This is a genomic window from Algoriphagus iocasae, from assembly GCF_014206875.1.
Classification (GTDB): domain Bacteria; phylum Bacteroidota; class Bacteroidia; order Cytophagales; family Cyclobacteriaceae; genus Algoriphagus; species Algoriphagus iocasae.
Window position 1 is genome coordinate 1,499,661 of sequence record NZ_JACIJO010000001.1, and the last position, 18,462, is coordinate 1,518,122.

At 38.3% G+C, this 18,462-nt stretch carries 16 protein-coding genes; 14 read left to right on the plus strand and 2 right to left on the minus strand.

Features of this window, described 5'->3' with window-relative positions; translation table 11 throughout:
• Nucleotides 1-56: 56 nt before the first annotated feature.
• On the plus strand, nt 57-1,307 hold the full coding sequence (locus FHS59_RS06590; RefSeq protein ID WP_184494161.1) for an NAD(P)/FAD-dependent oxidoreductase: 1,251 nt from the start codon (nt 57-59) through the stop codon (nt 1,305-1,307).
• A gap of 81 nt (nt 1,308-1,388) precedes the next feature.
• Complete coding sequence (locus tag FHS59_RS06595; RefSeq protein WP_184494163.1) at nt 1,389-1,724, plus strand: zinc ribbon domain-containing protein YjdM; 336 nt, start codon at nt 1,389-1,391, stop codon at nt 1,722-1,724.
• 80 nt (nt 1,725-1,804) lie between these two features.
• Here FHS59_RS06595 and FHS59_RS06600 read toward each other — a convergent pair whose 3' ends face one another.
• The gene (locus tag FHS59_RS06600; protein ID WP_184494165.1) at nt 1,805-2,731 is read right to left on the minus strand and encodes a ThuA domain-containing protein; all 927 of its coding nucleotides are present in this window, start codon (nt 2,729-2,731) and stop codon (nt 1,805-1,807) included.
• Between the two features lie 114 nt (nt 2,732-2,845).
• Between FHS59_RS06600 and FHS59_RS06605 the strand changes: the two genes are divergently transcribed.
• The 4 genes from FHS59_RS06605 (at nt 2,846) to FHS59_RS06620 (ending at nt 7,717) form a co-directional block, all read left to right on the plus strand.
• Nucleotides 2,846-3,781 (plus strand): DUF6807 domain-containing protein, encoded by a 936-nt coding sequence (locus FHS59_RS06605; RefSeq protein WP_246388323.1) that lies wholly within the window; start codon nt 2,846-2,848, stop codon nt 3,779-3,781.
• Between the two features lie 76 nt (nt 3,782-3,857).
• Nucleotides 3,858-5,228 carry a Gfo/Idh/MocA family protein gene (locus tag FHS59_RS06610; RefSeq protein WP_184494169.1) on the plus strand — a complete coding sequence of 457 codons (1,371 nt, stop codon included), beginning with the start codon at nt 3,858-3,860 and terminating at the stop codon, nt 5,226-5,228.
• Nucleotides 5,215-6,585, plus strand: a complete 1,371-nt coding sequence (locus tag FHS59_RS06615) for a putative oxidoreductase C-terminal domain-containing protein (RefSeq protein ID WP_184494171.1) — start codon at nt 5,215-5,217, stop codon at nt 6,583-6,585. The genes FHS59_RS06610 and FHS59_RS06615 overlap by 14 nt, the downstream gene beginning before the upstream one ends.
• A 184-nt stretch (nt 6,586-6,769) precedes the next feature.
• A complete protein-coding gene (locus FHS59_RS06620; RefSeq protein ID WP_184494173.1) occupies nt 6,770-7,717 on the plus strand; it encodes an aldo/keto reductase in 948 nt (315 codons plus the stop codon).
• A gap of 30 nt (nt 7,718-7,747) precedes the next feature.
• Here the strand turns inward: FHS59_RS06620 and trpF are convergent, their stop codons facing one another.
• Nucleotides 7,748-8,368 (minus strand): phosphoribosylanthranilate isomerase, encoded by a 621-nt coding sequence (trpF, locus tag FHS59_RS06625; RefSeq protein ID WP_184494175.1) that lies wholly within the window; start codon nt 8,366-8,368, stop codon nt 7,748-7,750.
• 129 nt (nt 8,369-8,497) lie between these two features.
• Here trpF and FHS59_RS06630 point away from each other — a divergent pair, with 129 nt between their 5' ends.
• From FHS59_RS06630 to FHS59_RS06665, 8 genes are all read left to right on the plus strand, one after another.
• On the plus strand, nt 8,498-9,166 hold the full coding sequence (locus tag FHS59_RS06630; protein ID WP_246388324.1) for a hypothetical protein: 669 nt from the start codon (nt 8,498-8,500) through the stop codon (nt 9,164-9,166).
• Nucleotides 9,153-10,808 (plus strand): S8 family serine peptidase, encoded by a 1,656-nt coding sequence (locus FHS59_RS06635; RefSeq protein ID WP_184494177.1) that lies wholly within the window; start codon nt 9,153-9,155, stop codon nt 10,806-10,808. Before FHS59_RS06630 ends, FHS59_RS06635 begins: the two co-directional genes overlap by 14 nt.
• 32 nt (nt 10,809-10,840) lie before the next feature.
• Nucleotides 10,841-11,500 (plus strand): ribulose-phosphate 3-epimerase, encoded by a 660-nt coding sequence (rpe, locus tag FHS59_RS06640; RefSeq protein ID WP_184494179.1) that lies wholly within the window; start codon nt 10,841-10,843, stop codon nt 11,498-11,500.
• A gap of 113 nt (nt 11,501-11,613) precedes the next feature.
• Nucleotides 11,614-12,123, plus strand: a complete 510-nt coding sequence (locus FHS59_RS06645) for a hypothetical protein (protein ID WP_246388327.1) — start codon at nt 11,614-11,616, stop codon at nt 12,121-12,123.
• Nucleotides 12,124-12,211: 88 nt separating this feature from the next.
• Nucleotides 12,212-13,234, plus strand: a complete 1,023-nt coding sequence (locus FHS59_RS06650) for a hypothetical protein (RefSeq protein ID WP_184494183.1) — start codon at nt 12,212-12,214, stop codon at nt 13,232-13,234.
• Nucleotides 13,235-13,330: 96 nt separating this feature from the next.
• Nucleotides 13,331-15,874, plus strand: a complete 2,544-nt coding sequence (gene gyrA / locus FHS59_RS06655; protein ID WP_184494185.1) for a DNA gyrase subunit A — start codon at nt 13,331-13,333, stop codon at nt 15,872-15,874.
• 27 nt (nt 15,875-15,901) lie between these two features.
• On the plus strand, nt 15,902-17,116 hold the full coding sequence (locus FHS59_RS06660; protein ID WP_184494187.1) for a tetratricopeptide repeat protein: 1,215 nt from the start codon (nt 15,902-15,904) through the stop codon (nt 17,114-17,116).
• Between the two features lie 141 nt (nt 17,117-17,257).
• A complete protein-coding gene (locus FHS59_RS06665; RefSeq protein ID WP_184494189.1) occupies nt 17,258-18,397 on the plus strand; it encodes an acyloxyacyl hydrolase in 1,140 nt (379 codons plus the stop codon).
• The last annotated feature ends 65 nt before the right edge of the window (nt 18,398-18,462 follow it).

Sequence of the window (18,462 nt, forward strand, 5' to 3'; positions counted from 1 at the left end):
AGCTTTGTTTTTTTGCATGAGGGGGAAATGGAAGCTTTTTTAATGCCCCAACACAAATGAAAGATCAGAAAATTTACATTATCGGAGCCGGACTTTCCGGCTTAGTAGCTGCATTGGAATTGGAGAAATCTGGATTTTCTCCCATTATTTTAGAAAGTACTGACAAAGTAGGAGGTAGGATGAAGACGGATCAAGTAGATGGATTTTTACTGGATCATGGTTTTCAGGTTCTCCTTACCTCATATCCTGAGGTTAAAAAGTATTTAAATCTACCTGCACTTAATTTAAAGACCTTTGATCCTGGAGCTGTAATTTTTGACGAGAAGGATTCTTACATCATTTCTGATCCATTGAGAAACCCTCTGAAAGTAGTGGGAATGGCTTTTTCAAGAGTAGGCACTTTTCTGGATAAAGTGAAAATGTTTACCCTGACTCAGGAGTTAAAGAAAAAATCTATCGAGGATATTTTTAACGAGCCAAGTTTACCAACCCTTCAATATTTAAAGAATTATGGGTTTTCGGACCAGATTATCTCCAATTTCTTTAAACCATTTTTCCGTGGGATTTTCTTGGAAAAACACCTGAATACTTCTTCGAGAATGTTTGAATATGTTTTCAAGATGTTTTCGATCGGGCATGCAGCAATTCCCGAAAAAGGCATGCAGGAAATCCCTAACATGCTTAGACAACAGTTAGGCACTACTCAAATTTATTTCAATACTCCTGTGGAAAAGATTGAAGGAAATTTGATAAGCCTTAAAAATGGGGAGACGTTGGAAGCTGATCGTATATTAATCTGTACCCAGCCGGATAAAGTGATGCCACAGATGCAAGGCCAGTTTTCTAATCCAAAGCAGGTTATCAATCTTTACTTTTCCTTACAAAAATCTTTTATGGCAAGACCAATGTTGGGTTTGATTCCAGGAGAAGGTCATTTGATCAATAATTTGGTTTTTATGGATGATGTTTCATCTGCCTATTCTAGCTCGGATCGCTCTCTGCTTTCGGTTTCTGTATTGGAAACTGAGCTGGATGAGAAAGAATTGATCAAAAAGGTTCAAGAAGAATTGGAACATATTTCAGGTATAAAATCAGATTTTTTCAAGTTTTTAAAATCCTATTACATCCGGTATGCACTGCCGACTATTGATGATTTGAAGGCAAGTATTCCGATTACAGAGTGTAAAATTACAGATCATGTTTTCCTTGGAGGAGATTATTTATTGAATGGATCTATAAATGCCGCTTTGACATCCGGTCGTTTAGTGGCTGAGTCAGTTGTATTGAGTTACACTCCGACACATTAATTATTCCCTTTCTTCAGCTTTAAGTTGGGACTTTTGGAATACATTAAAGTCCAGATTAAATAAAAGGGGTATTTTTGCGGCATGGAAAATATACCCCCTTGTCCTTCTTGTAAGTCCCCATATGGCTATGAGATGGAAGATAAATTCGTTTGTCCTGAATGTGGTTTTGAATGGAAGCCTGAAGAGGAAGTTGTAGAAGAAGGACTTGTAGTAAAAGACGCAAATGGAACAATCTTGAATGATGGTGACTCTGTAACTATCGTAAAAGATTTGCCGGTAAAAGGGGCTCCAAAACCTATCAAAGCGGGTACAAAAGTGAAGAGCATCCGATTAGTCGAAGGTGACCACAATATCGACTGTAAAATCGACGGATTTGGCTCGATGGCGCTAAAAAGTGAGTTTGTGAAGAAAGCTTGACGAAATACGAAATACGAAGTACGATTTATTTCAACTTCGTACTTCGTATTTCCCACTTCGTATTTCCCGTTAGGTACTTATTATTTCCCAATCGGGGTTTCGTCCACTTTTACATCTCCTGCCAAGTATTGCATTCCATCTAAGAAGAACTGCAATAGATCAGGATTTTCAAAACTTTGTGCGTTGTGGGAAGGCGAACTATATAAAACGCGACCTTTGCCATCTTTTCTGATCCAGGCCACATAGGTAACTCCTTCGGTCAATTCCTGACCTTTCTTTTGTCCTTCTATTTCCGCATTATTGAAATATAGCAGAGGTTTAAAATCAAGCTCTGCATATGCATTTTTATAGAAATAAGGTTCATCTGTATGGACAAATCCATCAGTAGGAAATGCCTGAACCAAAGGATGCTTTGGATCTACAAGGCGAACATGAATTGGCTGCTGTTTCGGGTGGTAATCAAAACTACCTCCAATTAATTTCGAAAAAGCCATAGAATTATTGAGGGTCGTATTTCCTCCGTGGATGACAAACAAACCTCCTCCTTTTTTGACATAATTGAGAACGTTGTTTTCTAGTTGAGCCGCTTTTTTCCAAACAGCCACACTGTCCATGGATCCATCCTCACTCAATTTATCCACGAATAGATTTCTATAAGTAGGTTTTGAATTAGTATTGTTGAATACAACAAGGTCGTACTTACTTAACTGGTCTTTTTCCATCATGGCGATGTCCGTACTTCCTGTCACCTCAAAAGCGCCGCTCTTTTCTCCTAAAATTTCAAACATGGCTTCTGTATGAGGATTGACCCAATGCCAAAATCCGGTATGAAGTGAGAATATAAGTACTTTCTTTTTTTCTTTAAAAGGAAAAGTCGCTTTCTCAGGTGCTAATTCATAGATTTTATCTTTCCATGCTTCTGTCAATTCTACTTCTTGCATGCTTTGAGCTTTGACAGACCCTAAAAAGGACATGAAAACGATTGCGTAAAAAATACTCTTGTTCATAGGTAATTGGGGTATTGGTGAATAGGCATTAGATTAGATTTCAATATCTTTAAAATTGAAGCCCAATAACTCGATTTTTCTATGATTATCAAAAGAATATTATTTCCCCTAATAATGTCAATGGTTCTTTCTGTGGGGGTTTTTGCCCAGAAAGTAACTTTAAGAGAAACAGAGAAAGGAATAGACTTTCTACTTGGCGATCAGCCTGTTTTGACTTACCAAACTGCCATTGAACCTGTTCCTGAAGGTGTAAAATCTGACTATGCAAAATCCGGTTTTATCCATCCTCTAGCTTCTCCATCTGGTCATGTTCTTACTCGGATTCAACCAAAAGATCACTACCATCATTATGGAATCTGGGGACCTTGGACCAGAGCTACAATAGATGGCAGGATGGTTGACTTTTGGAATTTGGCAGATCATAAAGGGAGAGTGGATTTCGATCACGTCATTGCCAAAAAAGAAGCAGGCGGAGTAGCTGAACTTACAGTTAGACAAAACCACATAGACTTAGGTGCCTCGGAAGAAAATAAGTTGGCAATTCAGGAAGATTTGGTGATAAAAGTAATGCCCGCTGATAAGGGAAGATATATGGTTGATTATACCTCCAATATCTCCACAAAATTAAAAGATGGAATCCTGTTAGATGCCTACCGATATGGAGGAGGACTTGGATATAGAGCTACCGAAGTTTGGGGATCTGATAATAGCACGGTGTTGACTTCAGAGGGAAAGGATCGTAAAACTGCCGATGGTACAGATGCTAAATGGATTATTGTCAAAGGGGAATCAAAATCCCCTCAAGGTCAAAGCGGCCTTTTAATTCTTAGTCACAATACCAATAAAGCACATCCGGAACCACTTCGTGTCTGGCCTGAAGAAAATTATAATCGTCAGGGAAATGTCTTTGTGGAATTTACTCCTATCCGTCATGAGTCTTGGGAGATTTTACCAAACCAGCGGTATTCTTTAAAATATAGAATGATCGTGTTTGATGGAGACATGACAGCTGAAGAAGCAGAAAATTACTGGAGAGCTTTTGTAAAATAATTGGCTCTTAAAAAAATCAATAAACCCTATGCCTTGGAAATGACTCATTGACCGAGGTTAAATTCAAATAACCGAAATGAAAAGAAGAACATTTATCAAAAACTCAGGACTTGCCGCCGCTGCATTTGGGATTCCCACAATCGTTCCTTCCTCCGTGTTCGGGAAAAATGCTCCAAGTAATAGAATTCAAATAGCTCAAATTGGATGTGGACGAATCGCAAGGGATCATGACATGCCCGGCACTTGGCGACATGCTCAAGCTAAATATATAGCTATTTCAGATTTGGACTCTAAAAGAATGATGGAGGGCAAAGCCCACATCGAGAAATATTATGCTTCCAAAGAAGGAGAATCAGCCGTAGATATCAAGCAATATGGTGATTACCGTGAAATGCTTTTGAATAAGGAAATTGATGCTGTAGTCATCAGTACGCCTGACCATTGGCATTCTCAACCTGCTATGGAGGCAGCTTTAGCTGGAAAGCATGTTTATTTACAAAAGCCTACTTCTTTGACCTTAAAAGAAGGAAGGCAATTGGCTGATGTAGTGAATAAAACAGGCGTTAAACTTCAGTTAGGCACTCAACAGCGATCTAGTGAACAATTTAGAATTGCAGCAGAATTGGTCCGAAATGGTAGAATAGGCCAACTTCATACAGTTAGAATTGGTTTGCCTGGAGATCCTTCAGGACCAGATGCACCGGAAATGCCTGTTCCTAAAAATCTTAATTACGACATGTGGCTAGGATCTACTCCTGAAGTACCCTATACCGAAATTGGTGTTCATCCTCAAGAGGGATATGGTCGTCCAGGTTGGTTAAGATTAAATCAATTTGGTGCAGGGATGATTACAGGTTGGGGACAGCATCATTTTGACTCTGCAGCTTGGGGTATGGACACAGAATTAACCGGTCCTCGTTTTATTGAAGCTGTAGCCGAATTTCCAAGATCTGGACTTTGGAATGTGCATGGAGATTTTATGGTAAAAGCTGAATACGATAATGGAATCCACATGTATACTAGTGGAGGCTATCCAAATGGAATAAAATACGAGGGAACAGAAGGTTGGATTTGGGTTTCCAGAGGGAATTACGTGGCATCTTCTTCCGATCCTGTTGCCCAGGGTGAAAGTGCAAAAGCATTGGATGCCTCTGATCCGAATATCCTAAAATCAGTGATAGGTCCAGATGAAATCCATCTTCAAAAAAGTAACGAGCATCACGGGAATTGGTTAGGAGCCATAAAAGATGAAAATGAATTACTTTCTCCAGTTGAAATCGGTCACAGAGCTTGTTCAGTTTGCTTAGTAAGCCATATCGCCATGCAATTGGGAAGAAGGTTAGAATGGGATCCGGTAGCAGAGAGATTTGTAAATGATGACGAAGCAAATACTTATTTGAGCAGAGATCAAAGAGCACCATACGGTACAAATTATGTTAAAGTTTAGAAGTAAAAATTTTATTAAAGTTGCAGCATCTATTGTCGCAATTTCCTTTTTCCAAAACTGTGATTCACCTGAGGAATCGATGGATGAACCAAAGTCAAAAGCACCAATTCAAATCGTAAGTCTAGACCCAGGGCATTTCCATGCGGGTTTGATTCATAAAAGCATGTATCCTGAAGTAGATTCTACGATTCATGTCTATGCACCGGAAGGAGAGGAGCTTAGGGATTATTTAAAGAGGATTGCAGGCTATAACGAGAGACCTGAAAACCCGACAGCTTGGAATATCGAGACATACACTGGTGATGATTTTCTTCAGGAAATGATCAAAGAGAAGTCTGGAAATGTCATGGTAGTGGCTGGGAAAAATGACCGTAAGATCGATTACATTTTAGCAGCGTTAGAAAATGGCATGAACGTCTATGCAGATAAACCATTGGTGATAGATCCTGCGGGTTTTCAAAAGTTGAAAAAAGCCTTTGAAATAGCTGGAGAAAAAAACTTGCTCTTTTATGATATCATGACTGAGCGTTTTGAAATATCCACGATTCTCCAAAAGGAATTATCGATGATTCCCAAGGTTTTTGGAACGATAGAAAAGGGGAGTCTGGAAAACCCTGCAATCACCAAAGAGTCGGTGCATCATTTCTTTAAATATGTTTCGGGAGCTCCATTGATTAGACCTGAGTGGTTTTTTGATACGAAAATCGAAGGGTCAGGATTGGTAGATGTAACCACTCACTTGGTAGACCTGGTGCAATGGGAAGCTTTTCCTGGAGTTGTTTTGGATACAACTGATGTGGAAATGCTTGAAGCTGAGTTGTTGCCGACTTCATTGAATTATGAGCAATATCAGCAGGTGACGGGTAAAACTCCTCCTTTCCAAGAGGGAGAGACCTTGGATGTTTTGGCCAATGGAGAGATGAATTATACTCTAAAAGGCATACATGCAAAAGTTTCAGTGATTTGGGCTTTTCAAGCTCCGGAAGGAACAGCCGATACTCATTATAGCATCATGAGGGGGACGAAAGCGAATTTGATTATTCGTCAAGGGCAAGAGGAAAACTACAAACCTGTTTTGTATGTGAAGTTATTAGATGGACAGGATGAAGCTTTAAAAGAAGCCATTGAAACTACCTTGCAGTCAAAATATCCTGGTATTTCTCTTACAAAACTGGATAATGGCGAATACAAAGTGGAAGTTCCAGAAAGCTATTCTGTAGGCCATGAAGCTCATTTTGCCCAGGTAACAGAGAACTATTTAAAATTCTTTAAGGCTGGTGAAATGCCTGATTGGGAAGTTCCTAATATGATCGTAAAATATTATACGACTACAAAAGCATTTGAAATTGCTCAATAATTAATAAAGCCTCTGAAACATGAGGCTTTTTTTTCGGTTAAGTTATCAATGAGGTAAGAGTTTCGCTCTTAAAATTCTACTTAACGGAATTTCTATCATCCATTTGATGTTTGAAAACGTAAATCTTATACATCCATAACAACCGATTATTTTAACTATCAGAGGGTAAAACCACATTTTAATTATGAAGAATTTAACTTTTGCAAACGGTGATAAATTGCCGATTATAGGACTTGGAACTTGGAAAAGTAAACCGGGAGAAGTAAAACAAGCTGTTTTTTGGGCTATTGAAGCTGGATATCGCCATCTTGATTGTGCTGCAGTTTATCAAAACGAAAAGGAAGTAGGGGAAGGATTAAAAGCAGCGATTGATGCAGGTCTTGTGAAAAGAGAGGAGCTGTTTATAACCTCTAAATTATGGAACAATTCTCATCGATACGAGGATGTTCAGCCAGCATTAGAAAAGACTCTTTCGGATTTGGGATTGGAATATGTGGATCTCTATTTGATCCATTGGCCGATTTCTTTCAAAAGGGGAGTTGGTTTTCCAAAAAGCAGAGATGATTTTTATACCTATTTGGATGTGCCTTTGACACAAACTTGGGAAGGAATGCAGGCTGTTAAAAATGCTGGACTTACCAGACATATTGGCGTTGCCAATTTTAATCAGGACAAGCTTCGGGAAGTTATAGAAATTGGTGGTCAAATTCCAGAATTGAATCAAGTCGAAATGCATCCCTTTTTGCCACAAAAAGCTTTGGTATCCTTTTGTATTGAGCATGGAATTTTAATGACCGCTTATTCACCTTTGGGTTCTCCGGACTCGAGAAATGAATCACATAAAAATGATCCTGTTTTGCTGAAAGATCCAGTTGTAGAATTGATCGCTAAAAAACATGGAGCAACGATCGGTCAAATTCTTATTGCTTGGTCAGTTGCGAGAGATATCTCGGTAATACCAAAATCCGTAAATCAGGGAAGGATCAAAGAAAATTTGCAGTCAGCAAAGATCAAATTAGATCAAAGTGATATGATGGAATTAGACGACATCGGAATAGAATTTCGATTTATTGACGGCAGTTTTTTTACTGGTGCCGAGAGTCCCTATAAACTTTCAGACTTATTTGAATAAAAAAAAATGCCCGATTACCGGGCTATTTTTTTATTCTTCAATTTCAAGAACTTCCAATATATCGGCAAGTTCATCGAAGTCTTTTAAACCTGGTTTGATTTCTTCTCCACCTTCCAAAACAATTCCCTTTAGATTGAGTGAGTCGACTAATTCGTTGACATTTTCTGCAGATAATCCTGCTCCTAAGATGACATCACAATGTTCTGACAAAATGGTGATGACTTCAATATCTTTTTCAGTCAAAGGATCATCATTGGATGTTATATGGAAAAGTATCCCTTCTTTGCTCAGAATCTTGGCCACATCTGTTTCCATATGTCTCACCTCTGCGAGATCTTTTTTGTAAATCACTTGATATCCAGCTGCTTTCAGGGCGATTAATTCATCGATTCTGACATGCTCTACCCAAGTGATGGCTGGATATTGCTTTAAAGTTTCGAGGATATCCTTTTCAGAATAATGATCAAATTCCCCTACAAACTCCAATCCGGAAACCCATCCTGTAATTTCCTCAAATTGAGTTGGTTTTACGTATTTTTCAGAGCTTTCTTCCAAAGCAAAGCCAATCAGATTTACGTACATTCCTGCACAATATCTGGCATCACTGAGATTGGTGATCCCGCTGATTTTAACAAAAGTTCTTAAAGCCATTTCTTGATTTTTGATGATGTAAAGGTAATCATGATGATCGTGCTAGGAAAAAGAAAAAGGGATAATATCAGAAATTTGGAAAAAGGTTAAATAAGAAATTAAGTGTATTTTTAAGTTCAAAAGTTAAAGATGAAGAAACTGCTACCCGCTGCACTTTCGTTGGTTTTCATGATGCTTTTTGGCTGTGAAAGAAAATTGGATGAAAATCCTGTGGATTTTGGCTTTGATTATCAGCCTTTAGCAGTTGGTTACTATTGGATTTATGAGGTAAATCAGACGATTTACTTTGGTGAAAATGATTCTGAAGAGTATGAATTTTACTTTCAAGACCATATTTATACTTCCTATATCAATGAGGAAAATGAACAGGCTTTTGTAGTAGAAAGGAGTAAATCAGATGATTTGTCCAGTTGGGAACCTGTTGAAAATTATACTTTGCTGCTTCGGGAAAATGTTTTGATCCGTACCATTCAGAACCAAAGCTTAGTTGCATTGGTTTTTCCTCCTAAGGATGGTGTTTCTTGGAATTCAAATAGTTATAGGGATTCACCTGAAGACGAATTTGTAATCACCTACGAATCTGAAAATTCTGGACTTTTACAAGTGAATCAGTCCGATGAGGATGATTTGGTTACTTATAGAGATATCCGTTATGAGATTTTTGAGAAAGGAGTGGGCTTAGTGGAGGATTATGAAGAGGTGTTGACCTATTGCTCACGAAACGATTGTTTAGGAGATCAGTTAATAGATGGAGGAAGTAAAACCTATTTGAAAATGACCGAATATGGGGAATTATAAATTTTTGGTATTAGCGCTGATTTTTATGGGGTTTGGATTAAAATCCAAAGCTCAAGATCGCTATGCTGTCTTTTTTAAATACAAACCGCAGGACACTTACACCTTAAATAATCCCAATCAGTATTTAAGCCAAAAGGCTTTGGATAGACGGTTGAGAGAGGGAATTCAGGCGGATTCACTTGATTTACCAGTTTCACAGAAATACATCGATGAACTAACAGGGATGGCCAATTATGTGCTTTATCCTAGCAAATGGTTTAACGCTTTACTCTTAGTGACCGACGAAGCTGGTGCTTCAGAAATGGAGTCTTTACCTTTTGTGGATAGGGTGGAAATGGTGGCTTTGGATTTTGTGCCAAGCCCAAATGCCAGAGTGGGTAGGAAAATATTTGCATCGACAACCTTGAAAATTTGTTTGCCTGTCAATCATCGAAAATTGGGCACAAACGAAAATCCCTACGACTTCCAAAACAGTTTGTTGAGAATTCCTGAAATGCATGAGGAAGGATTCACAGGTAAAGGGATAACTGTAGCAGTTTTTGATGCTGGTTTTCCGGGAACTGATGAAGCATCTGCTCTTTCACATCTTTTTGATAATAATCAGATTTTGGCTACCAAAAACCTTGTAAAGCCATGGTCTGATAATGTATTTACCGCCAATCAACATGGTACCAATGTGCTTTCTCTGATAGCGGCGAATGAAGAAGGAATCTTAGTCTCAGGTGCTCCTGATGCTGATTATTTTTTGGCAATTACTGAGGAAGATGCTACAGAATATATAGTGGAGGAATACAACTGGGTGAGGGCAGCTGAAGTCGCTGATAGCTTAGGAGTGGATATTATCAATAGCTCCGTTGGCTATTATGATTTTGATGATCCTACAATGAACTATTCTTTCGATGAGCTTGATGGAAAAACCACGGTGATTGCGAAAGGTGCAAATATCGCTGCCCAAAGAGGAATTTTGATTGTGAATAGTGTTGGGAATAATGGTCCGAAAGAAAGTTCTCTAGTTTCGCCTTCGGATTCCGAAATGGTTTTGGCGATTGGAGCTGTCGATAAAGAGTTAAATGTTTCAAATTTCAGCTCACGCGGGCCTACAGGAGATGGTAGAATCAAGCCGGATTTGGCTACATATGGTAATGGAGTTGCTTTGATCCGATCTAATGGAAACCTTGGTTACTCAAATGGCACTTCGTTTTCCGCACCACAAATTGCAGCTTTGGCCGCAGGCCTATGGCAGGCAAAACCAGAATGGACAAGAGTTGAACTGGTAGAAAATCTTATCAGAAGCGCTACCCAAGCTGAGGCAAAAGATAACTTACTGGGATATGGAATTCCTAATTTTTACGATGCCTATTATGGTGAGATTTTGGCCGTGACTGGAGAAGAACAAATTCCTTGGAAAGTTTTCCCAAACCCATTGGCTACGGATGATCTAACAATTTATTTTGGTCAAGGGCTAAGTGCCGAATTTTCAATAATTGATATGAACGGGAAAACCATTCAATCAGCTGTTCTTATCAGAAATAGTCCAAAAGATCCTTTCCGAACATCCTTGCAAGGCTTGAAAGCTGGATTCTATATGGTGCAAATGCAGGATGGAATCAACCTAAAGCGAACCAAGCTTTTCAGACAGTAATTTAAATCAAGTAAAATTCAATCATCATACTAATGTCACCTCTTATTGCTCCATCTATTCTTGCCGCTGATTTTGCAAATCTTCAAAAGGAAGTAGAAATGCTTAATTCCTCGCAAGCTGATTTTATTCATGTGGATATCATGGATGGGGCTTTTGTACCAAATATTTCTTTTGGAATACCAGTCACCCAAGCGATCAAGAAGCATGCAAAGAAGCCTCTGGACGTGCATTTGATGATCGTGGAGCCGGATAGATATCTGGAGGCTTTCAGAGATGCTGGAGCGGATATTATTTCGATTCACTATGAGGCATGTCCTCATTTGCATAGATCCTTACAGGCGATCAAAGCTTTGGGAGCCAAAGCTGGTGTGGCTATAAATCCACATACTCCTATTGACTTGCTGAAAGAAGTGATTCAGGATATTGACTTGGTTTGTATGATGTCTGTAAATCCAGGTTTTGGGGGGCAAAAATTCATTGAAAATACTTACGATAAGATTTCTAGATTGAAGGAATTGATTCTTTCGAAAGGAGCAGAAACTAAAATCGAAATTGATGGGGGAGTGAACATCCAGAATGCTCCAAAACTAGTAACCGCTGGAGCAGATGTTTTGGTAGCAGGTAGTTTTGTCTTTAATTCACCCAGACCTATTGAAACAATCAAAGAATTGAAATCTATTTATACGGTATAGGATTATTGGCAACCGTTCATCCCAAAATACCTTAATAAACCCTAAAATTCTTGATTTTTTGGAATATGATTTATTTATTGAACATATTACGAAAACTAAAATCAGAGAAGATTATGAAAAAAGTATTGTTGTTTGGAGCGTTTTTCGCATGTATAGGAATGACTGGATTTGCGCAGGAAGCAGCGGAAGAAGTTACGAATGAGGAGCTTACCAAATTTGCTAATGTCGAGGTGATGACTTCCGAGTATGTAGATTCTAAGACTGAAGAGTTAAGAGCTATGATTTTGGAAAATGAAATTTTCAAAGGAGGGGCTAGATACAATGAAATAAAAGCGGCTTGGGGCGATGAAGCAAAAATGACTGAGGCTGAAGTTACTGAAGAAGAAAAAGCTGCATATCAGGCGGTACAGGATTTTCAGAATTCTCTTCAGGATGTAGTAAAAGAATACAAAACTGAATTGATTATGAATGATTCTATTTTGGGAGCTTCTACCTACAATAAAGTAAACGGTGCTCAGAAATCTGATCCTGCTGTTAAAGAAAAGCTTGATGCATTGATTTCGGAATTGAAGGCTAAAAATGAAGCTGAAGAGGAAGATGGTTCAGAAGGTGATGGAAAATAATTTGAAATAATCATACCTATTAAGCCTCCTAGTTGGAGGCTTTTTTTTTAATTTCACACCAAGAGATACAAATTTTCGTTAGCTACTTATGATATCAAAAAAGCCATTTCTATCATTAGTTTTTACTTTTTTATCAATTATTGCTTTTGCTCAGGATGAAGATGTCTTCGGTATTTCTGAAAAAGCCAAAAACCCTAAGAGCGAAAGTGCAGTAGGGAATGTCGCAAGAAATGTCTTGGAAATGTTTAGTGTAGAGATTTCCGGAGGGGCTGCTTATAATCAATTTGCTACCAGTTTTTATTCTGCTAATCCCAGTCTATATCCCAACTTCACCCAATTCCAAAATTTTGACACTCCACTCGATATTTCTGAAGAGAACCCTTTGGAAATGAAAAGTAGCGATTGGACTTTCCCGCTTTTGAATGCTGGATTACGGATTAATTTATTTAACCTACTTACCATCGGTGGTGGATACGGTCAGGAATGGGGAAATATGTCAACAATGAGAGGTGGAGATTTCGAATTTGCTTTTGAAGGAGGTTCTTATCAGGCAAGTAAACTTTATGGAACAGTAGGTTTGGTACTGTATGATGCCAAAAGGAGGCAGGCATTTTTAAGATGGAAGTATAGAAAATATGCTTCAGCTAATTATTACATGCAATCTGAGCTTACACAGCGATCCAGACAAGTGTATCCTTGGAGATTTATTTTGGAAGGAGAATTTGGCCAATTAAAAATCAAAAATTTTTATGAGCAAACAACTATGATGGATGTTCCTAATTATGAGCCAAAACTAGCTGTAGGAGATAAGCCTTATATGGGTATTGCATTGAGAGTTGAAAGGGATTTTTCCGAGTACACAAAGATGTTTATAAAGGGAGGTGCAGAGTTCAGAGATTTTACATACTCAGCCTCCGATTTCTCTGAAGTTCAAGATCTTAAACAGACGCTGTATGGAATGCAGGTAGGTTTTGCAGTGCGATTTCCAGGCACCAAAAGATGTAAAATTGGTGGATGTGGTGTCGTAATGAAGCACATGCATAATGGAATCGAGTATAGAGGTAGTGGGATTTTTAATTATCAGAACAGAAAAGTGGGCCAGTGGTATTAAGTTTTTTGGGGTTTAAGTAGACTTAATTTTCTCTTTTCAAAACCATTGGGTTTTTACTATCTTGCAGCTTAATAATCGACCCTACAAAAGCATTATATGGCTCAAGGAGAAAACGAGAACATCATACCCATTAACATTGAAGAGGAAATGCGCGGAGCCTACATCGATTATTCGATGTCGGTTATTGTTTCCAGGGCACTTCCAGACGTGCGTGACGGCATGAAGCCAGTTCATAGAAGGATCCTCTACGGGATGCAGGAACTAGGCGTATTACACAACAAACCTTATAAGAAATCTGCGAGAATCGTAGGGGAAGTACTAGGTAAGTACCACCCTCACGGTGATTCTGCTGTCTACGATACCATGGTTCGTATGGCACAGCCTTGGTCTCTTCGATATCCTTTAGTGGATGGACAAGGGAACTTTGGTTCCATAGATGGAGATAATCCAGCGGCGATGCGTTATACCGAAGCAAGGTTGAAGCGTATTGCAGAGGAGCTGTTAGTAGATATCAATAAGGAGACGGTAGATTACCAATTCAACTTTGACGATTCATTAAAAGAGCCAGTAGTTCTTCCGGCAAAAGTTCCTGCATTGTTATTAAACGGTGCTTCTGGGATTGCGGTAGGTATGGCTACTAATATGGCTCCTCATAATCTTGGAGAAGTTATTTCTGGGATTATTGCCTATATCGACAACAGAGAAATCACTGTATCTGAATTGATGGAACACATCATTGCACCGGATTTTCCTACAGGAGGAATTATCTATGGTTACAATGGTGTAAAAGCAGCTTTCGAAACCGGCCGAGGCAGAATTGTCATGAGAGGTAAAGCCAATGTGGAGACCAAAGATGGAGGAAACAAAGAGATGATTGTCATCACGGAGATTCCTTACATGGTCAATAAAGCCAATATGGTTGAAAAGACCGCTCAGTTGATCAATGAGAAAAAAATCGATGGGATTTCTGCTATTCGTGATGAATCCGATAGATCGGGGATGCGAATTGTTTATGAATTAAAGAGAGATGCAATTCCTTCAGTAATTCTAAACAACCTCTATAAGCATACTCAGCTTCAGACTTCATTCTCAGTCAATAATGTTGCCCTTGTAAAAGGAAGACCTTATACATTGAATCTGAAAGATCTGATTGTTCACTATGTCGATCATAGACATGAGGTAATCGTCAGAAGAACAGAATATGAGTTAAGAGAAGCTGAAAAAAGAGCACATATCCTTCAAGGATATTTGATTGCTTTAGATCATCTGGATGAAGTGATTTCATTGATCAGAAATTCTGCTGATCCTGAAACTGCAAGAAATGGATTGATCGAAAGGTTTGAGTTAAGTGAAATTCAGGCAAGAGCGATTCTCGATATGAGATTGCAGCGATTGACCGGAATGGAAAGAGATAAAATTATCCAGGAATACAAGGAAATCATGGCTTTGATCGAAGAGCTGAAGTTTATTCTTGAAAACGAGGATAAGAGAATGGAAATCATCAAGGAGGAACTGACCGAGATGAAGGACCGTTATTCTGATGACAGAAGAACTGAAATTGAGCACAATGCAGAAGATTTCAGTTATGAAGATATGATTCCAAATGAAGAAGTGGTGATCACCGTTTCTCATCAGGGATATGTAAAGCGTACGGCTTTGACTGAGTATAGAACTCAAGGAAGAGGTGGAGTAGGCTCAAGAGGTGTAAGTACCAAAGAAGATGATTTCACGGAATATCTTTTCACGGCTTCCACACATAATTACCTGTTGATCTTCACAGATAAAGGGAAATTATTCTGGTTAAAGACTTATGCAATTCCTGAGGGATCTAAAACTTCCAAAGGAAGACCTATTCAGAATTTGATCAATATTGAGTCGGATGACAAGATCAGATCTATTATTCAGGTAGATGATTTGAATGATGAAGATTACATCAACAATCATTTCTTGATCATGGTGACGAAGCAAGGTATTATTAAGAAAACTACCTTAGAGCAATATAGCCGACCTAGGTCAAATGGTATTATTGCATTGAATATCAGAGAAGATGACCAATTGGTAAGAGTAGATATGACCAATGGTTCTCAGCATATCGTGATTGCAGCCAAATCAGGAAGAGCAATTCACTTCCCGGAAACTGCGGTTAGACCGATGGGTAGAACAGCAACTGGGGTTAAAGCAATTACTTTACAAGGCAAAGATGACTTCGTGATTGGCATGGTTTGTGCCTCTGATGAATCAGCTACTTTATTGGTGGTTTCTGAAAATGGATATGGAAAACGTTCTAATCTAGACGAATACAGGATCACTAATAGAGGCGGTAAAGGCGTGAAAGCAATGAATGTTACGGATAAAACCGGAGCTTTAGTTGCGATCAAGGAAGTGGCTGATTCTGATGACTTAATGATTATTAACAAGTCTGGAATTATCATTCGGATTTCTATGGATACTCTACGGATTATGGGTAGAGCTACTCAAGGAGTAAGATTGATAAAAGTAGGCGAGGAAGATAGCATTTCGTCAGTAGAAAAAATCACAAAAGAGGAGGATGAAGAAGTAATAGATTCAGAAACTACTGAAGATTCTCCTGAAGTAAATAATGAATCTCCTGATGCCGCAGGAGATGAACCAAATGAATAACCAAACAAAAAAAAGTAAACGCTAATAATGAAGAAGCTAATTCTATCATTGGCCTTAATTGGTGCAACAACCTTGGCCTTTGGACAAAAAAAAGTGGTAAGATCTGCTGAGAAAAACTTCAAATCAGGTGATCTTCAGACAGCTTTATCGGAAGTTGAAGCTGCAACTAATGACCCGGAAACAGGTTCTGACCCAGAAACCTATTTACTTAAGGCAAAAATCGAAACTAAAATGTTTGGTTCCGATTCTTCCAATACCATGCAAACTTATGAGGTAGGACAGGCTGCGCTTGCTACTTACATGAAGACCTTTGAAATGGGTGGATCAGATAAAACTTCAGGTATAGGAGAAGAAGTTTGGGAAGATGATGTTACTGGAGTTCCAGATAACTTAAGACCTTATTCTATCAATACCTTGAAAAACACTTCTTTCGATAAAGCCATCGATAGATATAATGAAGGTGATCAAGAAATGGCTTACTATTTCTTTGACCTTGCCGGAGAAATCGACCCTGCAGATACTACTATTCATTACAATGCTGGTTTCTTGGCAAATGATTTAGAAATGTATGAAGAAGCTAAGAAGCACTTCAACTTGCTTTTGGATGTGGAAGAATATGATAAGTTAAATACTTATTACTTCATGGTTCAAATCCTAAGTGGAGCTGAGTCTAATCCTGAAGCTGCTTATGATATGGTAATGGCTGCAAGAGAAGATTATCCAGAAGATAAAATTCTTGCAGAGTATGAAATCCAATTATTGCTTCAGTTGAATAAAATGGATGAAGCAATGGCTTCTATCAACGAGGCATTGAAAAATGATCCAAATAATGCTTCTATCTTGTTAAGATCTGGTTTCTTAAAAGAGAAGTCTGGTGATTTAGATGGTGCGATGGCTGATTATAAAAGATCAGTTGAGGTTGATCCTGATTTCTATGATGGGAACTTCTACACGGGAGCATTGATGCTTGATAGAGCTAGAGAAATTTTGGCTGAATTGAATGGTCTTTCTGACGATGAGTGGGAAAAGAGATCTGAAGCTATGGGTAAAGAAGCTGATAATTATTACAAAGAATCTATTCCTTACTTTACTAAAGTTCTTGAAATCAGACCTGAAAATACTGATGTAATGGAGATCCTTTTCCAAGTGCATACTAGACTTAAAAATGAGGCTGAAGCTGATAAATACAACAAAAAGCTTATCGAACTAGTCGGTCCTAACTGGATGGATGGAGGAAATTAATAGCTCTCAATAAATTATTAAAGCCAGCATTCGTGCTGGCTTTTTTTATGTTAAAAATTTTAATCCTGGACTTGTTTTAGCGGAAATGCATCGTTCTTTTTTTATTCCTCTTATCTTTGTAATTCATCTGTTAGTTTTACGATGCCAGTGACTTTAAAAGCAGTTGCCCTTACTGTTTTAATATCAATTTTCGCTTTCCAGACCTTTGCCCAGTCAAAGTTTCAAAAATCAATAGTTGTTAGCTATGAAAATGGCCCGCTTTTGGGCAATGGAAAAGACTGGGCAGATGAGATTCGTCAATCTGAACATTACAATGGAATTGATGTCAGATTTGAATGGAGGAAAGTTGAAAATACCTTTTATAATTTCCTTTATAGGTATCCCAGCATGGGTTTTGGCTTAAGTTCATTAGCCCATTATTCAGAACAACTGGGAAGGCCAATGGGAGTTTATGGCTTCGTAGAAATGCCTTTTTCCAGAAAAGGAATACATCAGAAGTTTTATTTAAGCTATTTCGCTCAAATAGGTTTGGGCTTTCATATCAAACCCTATGATCCTGAGACAAATCCCCTGAATCTCTTTGTAGGATCAAATCTGAATAGTTATATCCATTTAGGTTTTAAGGCAAATTATCAGATTACTGATAGGGTAAGTGTTCTCGGTACCATTGGTCTAAAACATTTTTCTAATGGCTCATCTAAAAAGCCTAATGCAGGTATCAATTATGCTCCAATAGGATTTGGAATTAAAACCAAACTAGGGAGAATTGAACAATTGCCTACCGAAAGAGTCACTTATCCAGACTTGGAGAAAAGAGGATTTTGGAATTTAGCTCTATACCTCGGAGCCAAAAGTTATGAAATCGGAGACCCGACTTATTTTAGAGGAGGATTGGGAATTAATTATTTATGGGAGGCATCTTATAAATATAGAGTGGGTTTGGGAATAGATTGGTTTTATGGAGCAGGCATCAAAGAGCGTTGGCCAGATCAAAATACCGGGTTTTTTGACGCCAATTCCTTTGCATTAGTAGGGTCTTGGGAATGGAAAATTAACGAACACTTATATGCTCCTGTGGCGTTTGGAGTATATTTCAACCAATCGGAATTCAATCAAGAAGTGTCTTGGTTTTACGAAAGAGTAGGGGTAAGATACAGGTTTGATAATAACATATTCACTGGTATTCAAATCAAAGCACACAAGGCAAAAGCTGACTTTTTTGAATTTACATTTGGTTATACGATTCCCGGAAAAATCAAATATATACGACCGGGAAAGTAGATTGATCACCCATTGATCACAAAATATTTTTATTTGCAACAAGCTTATTTTAGCTTGTACTGATT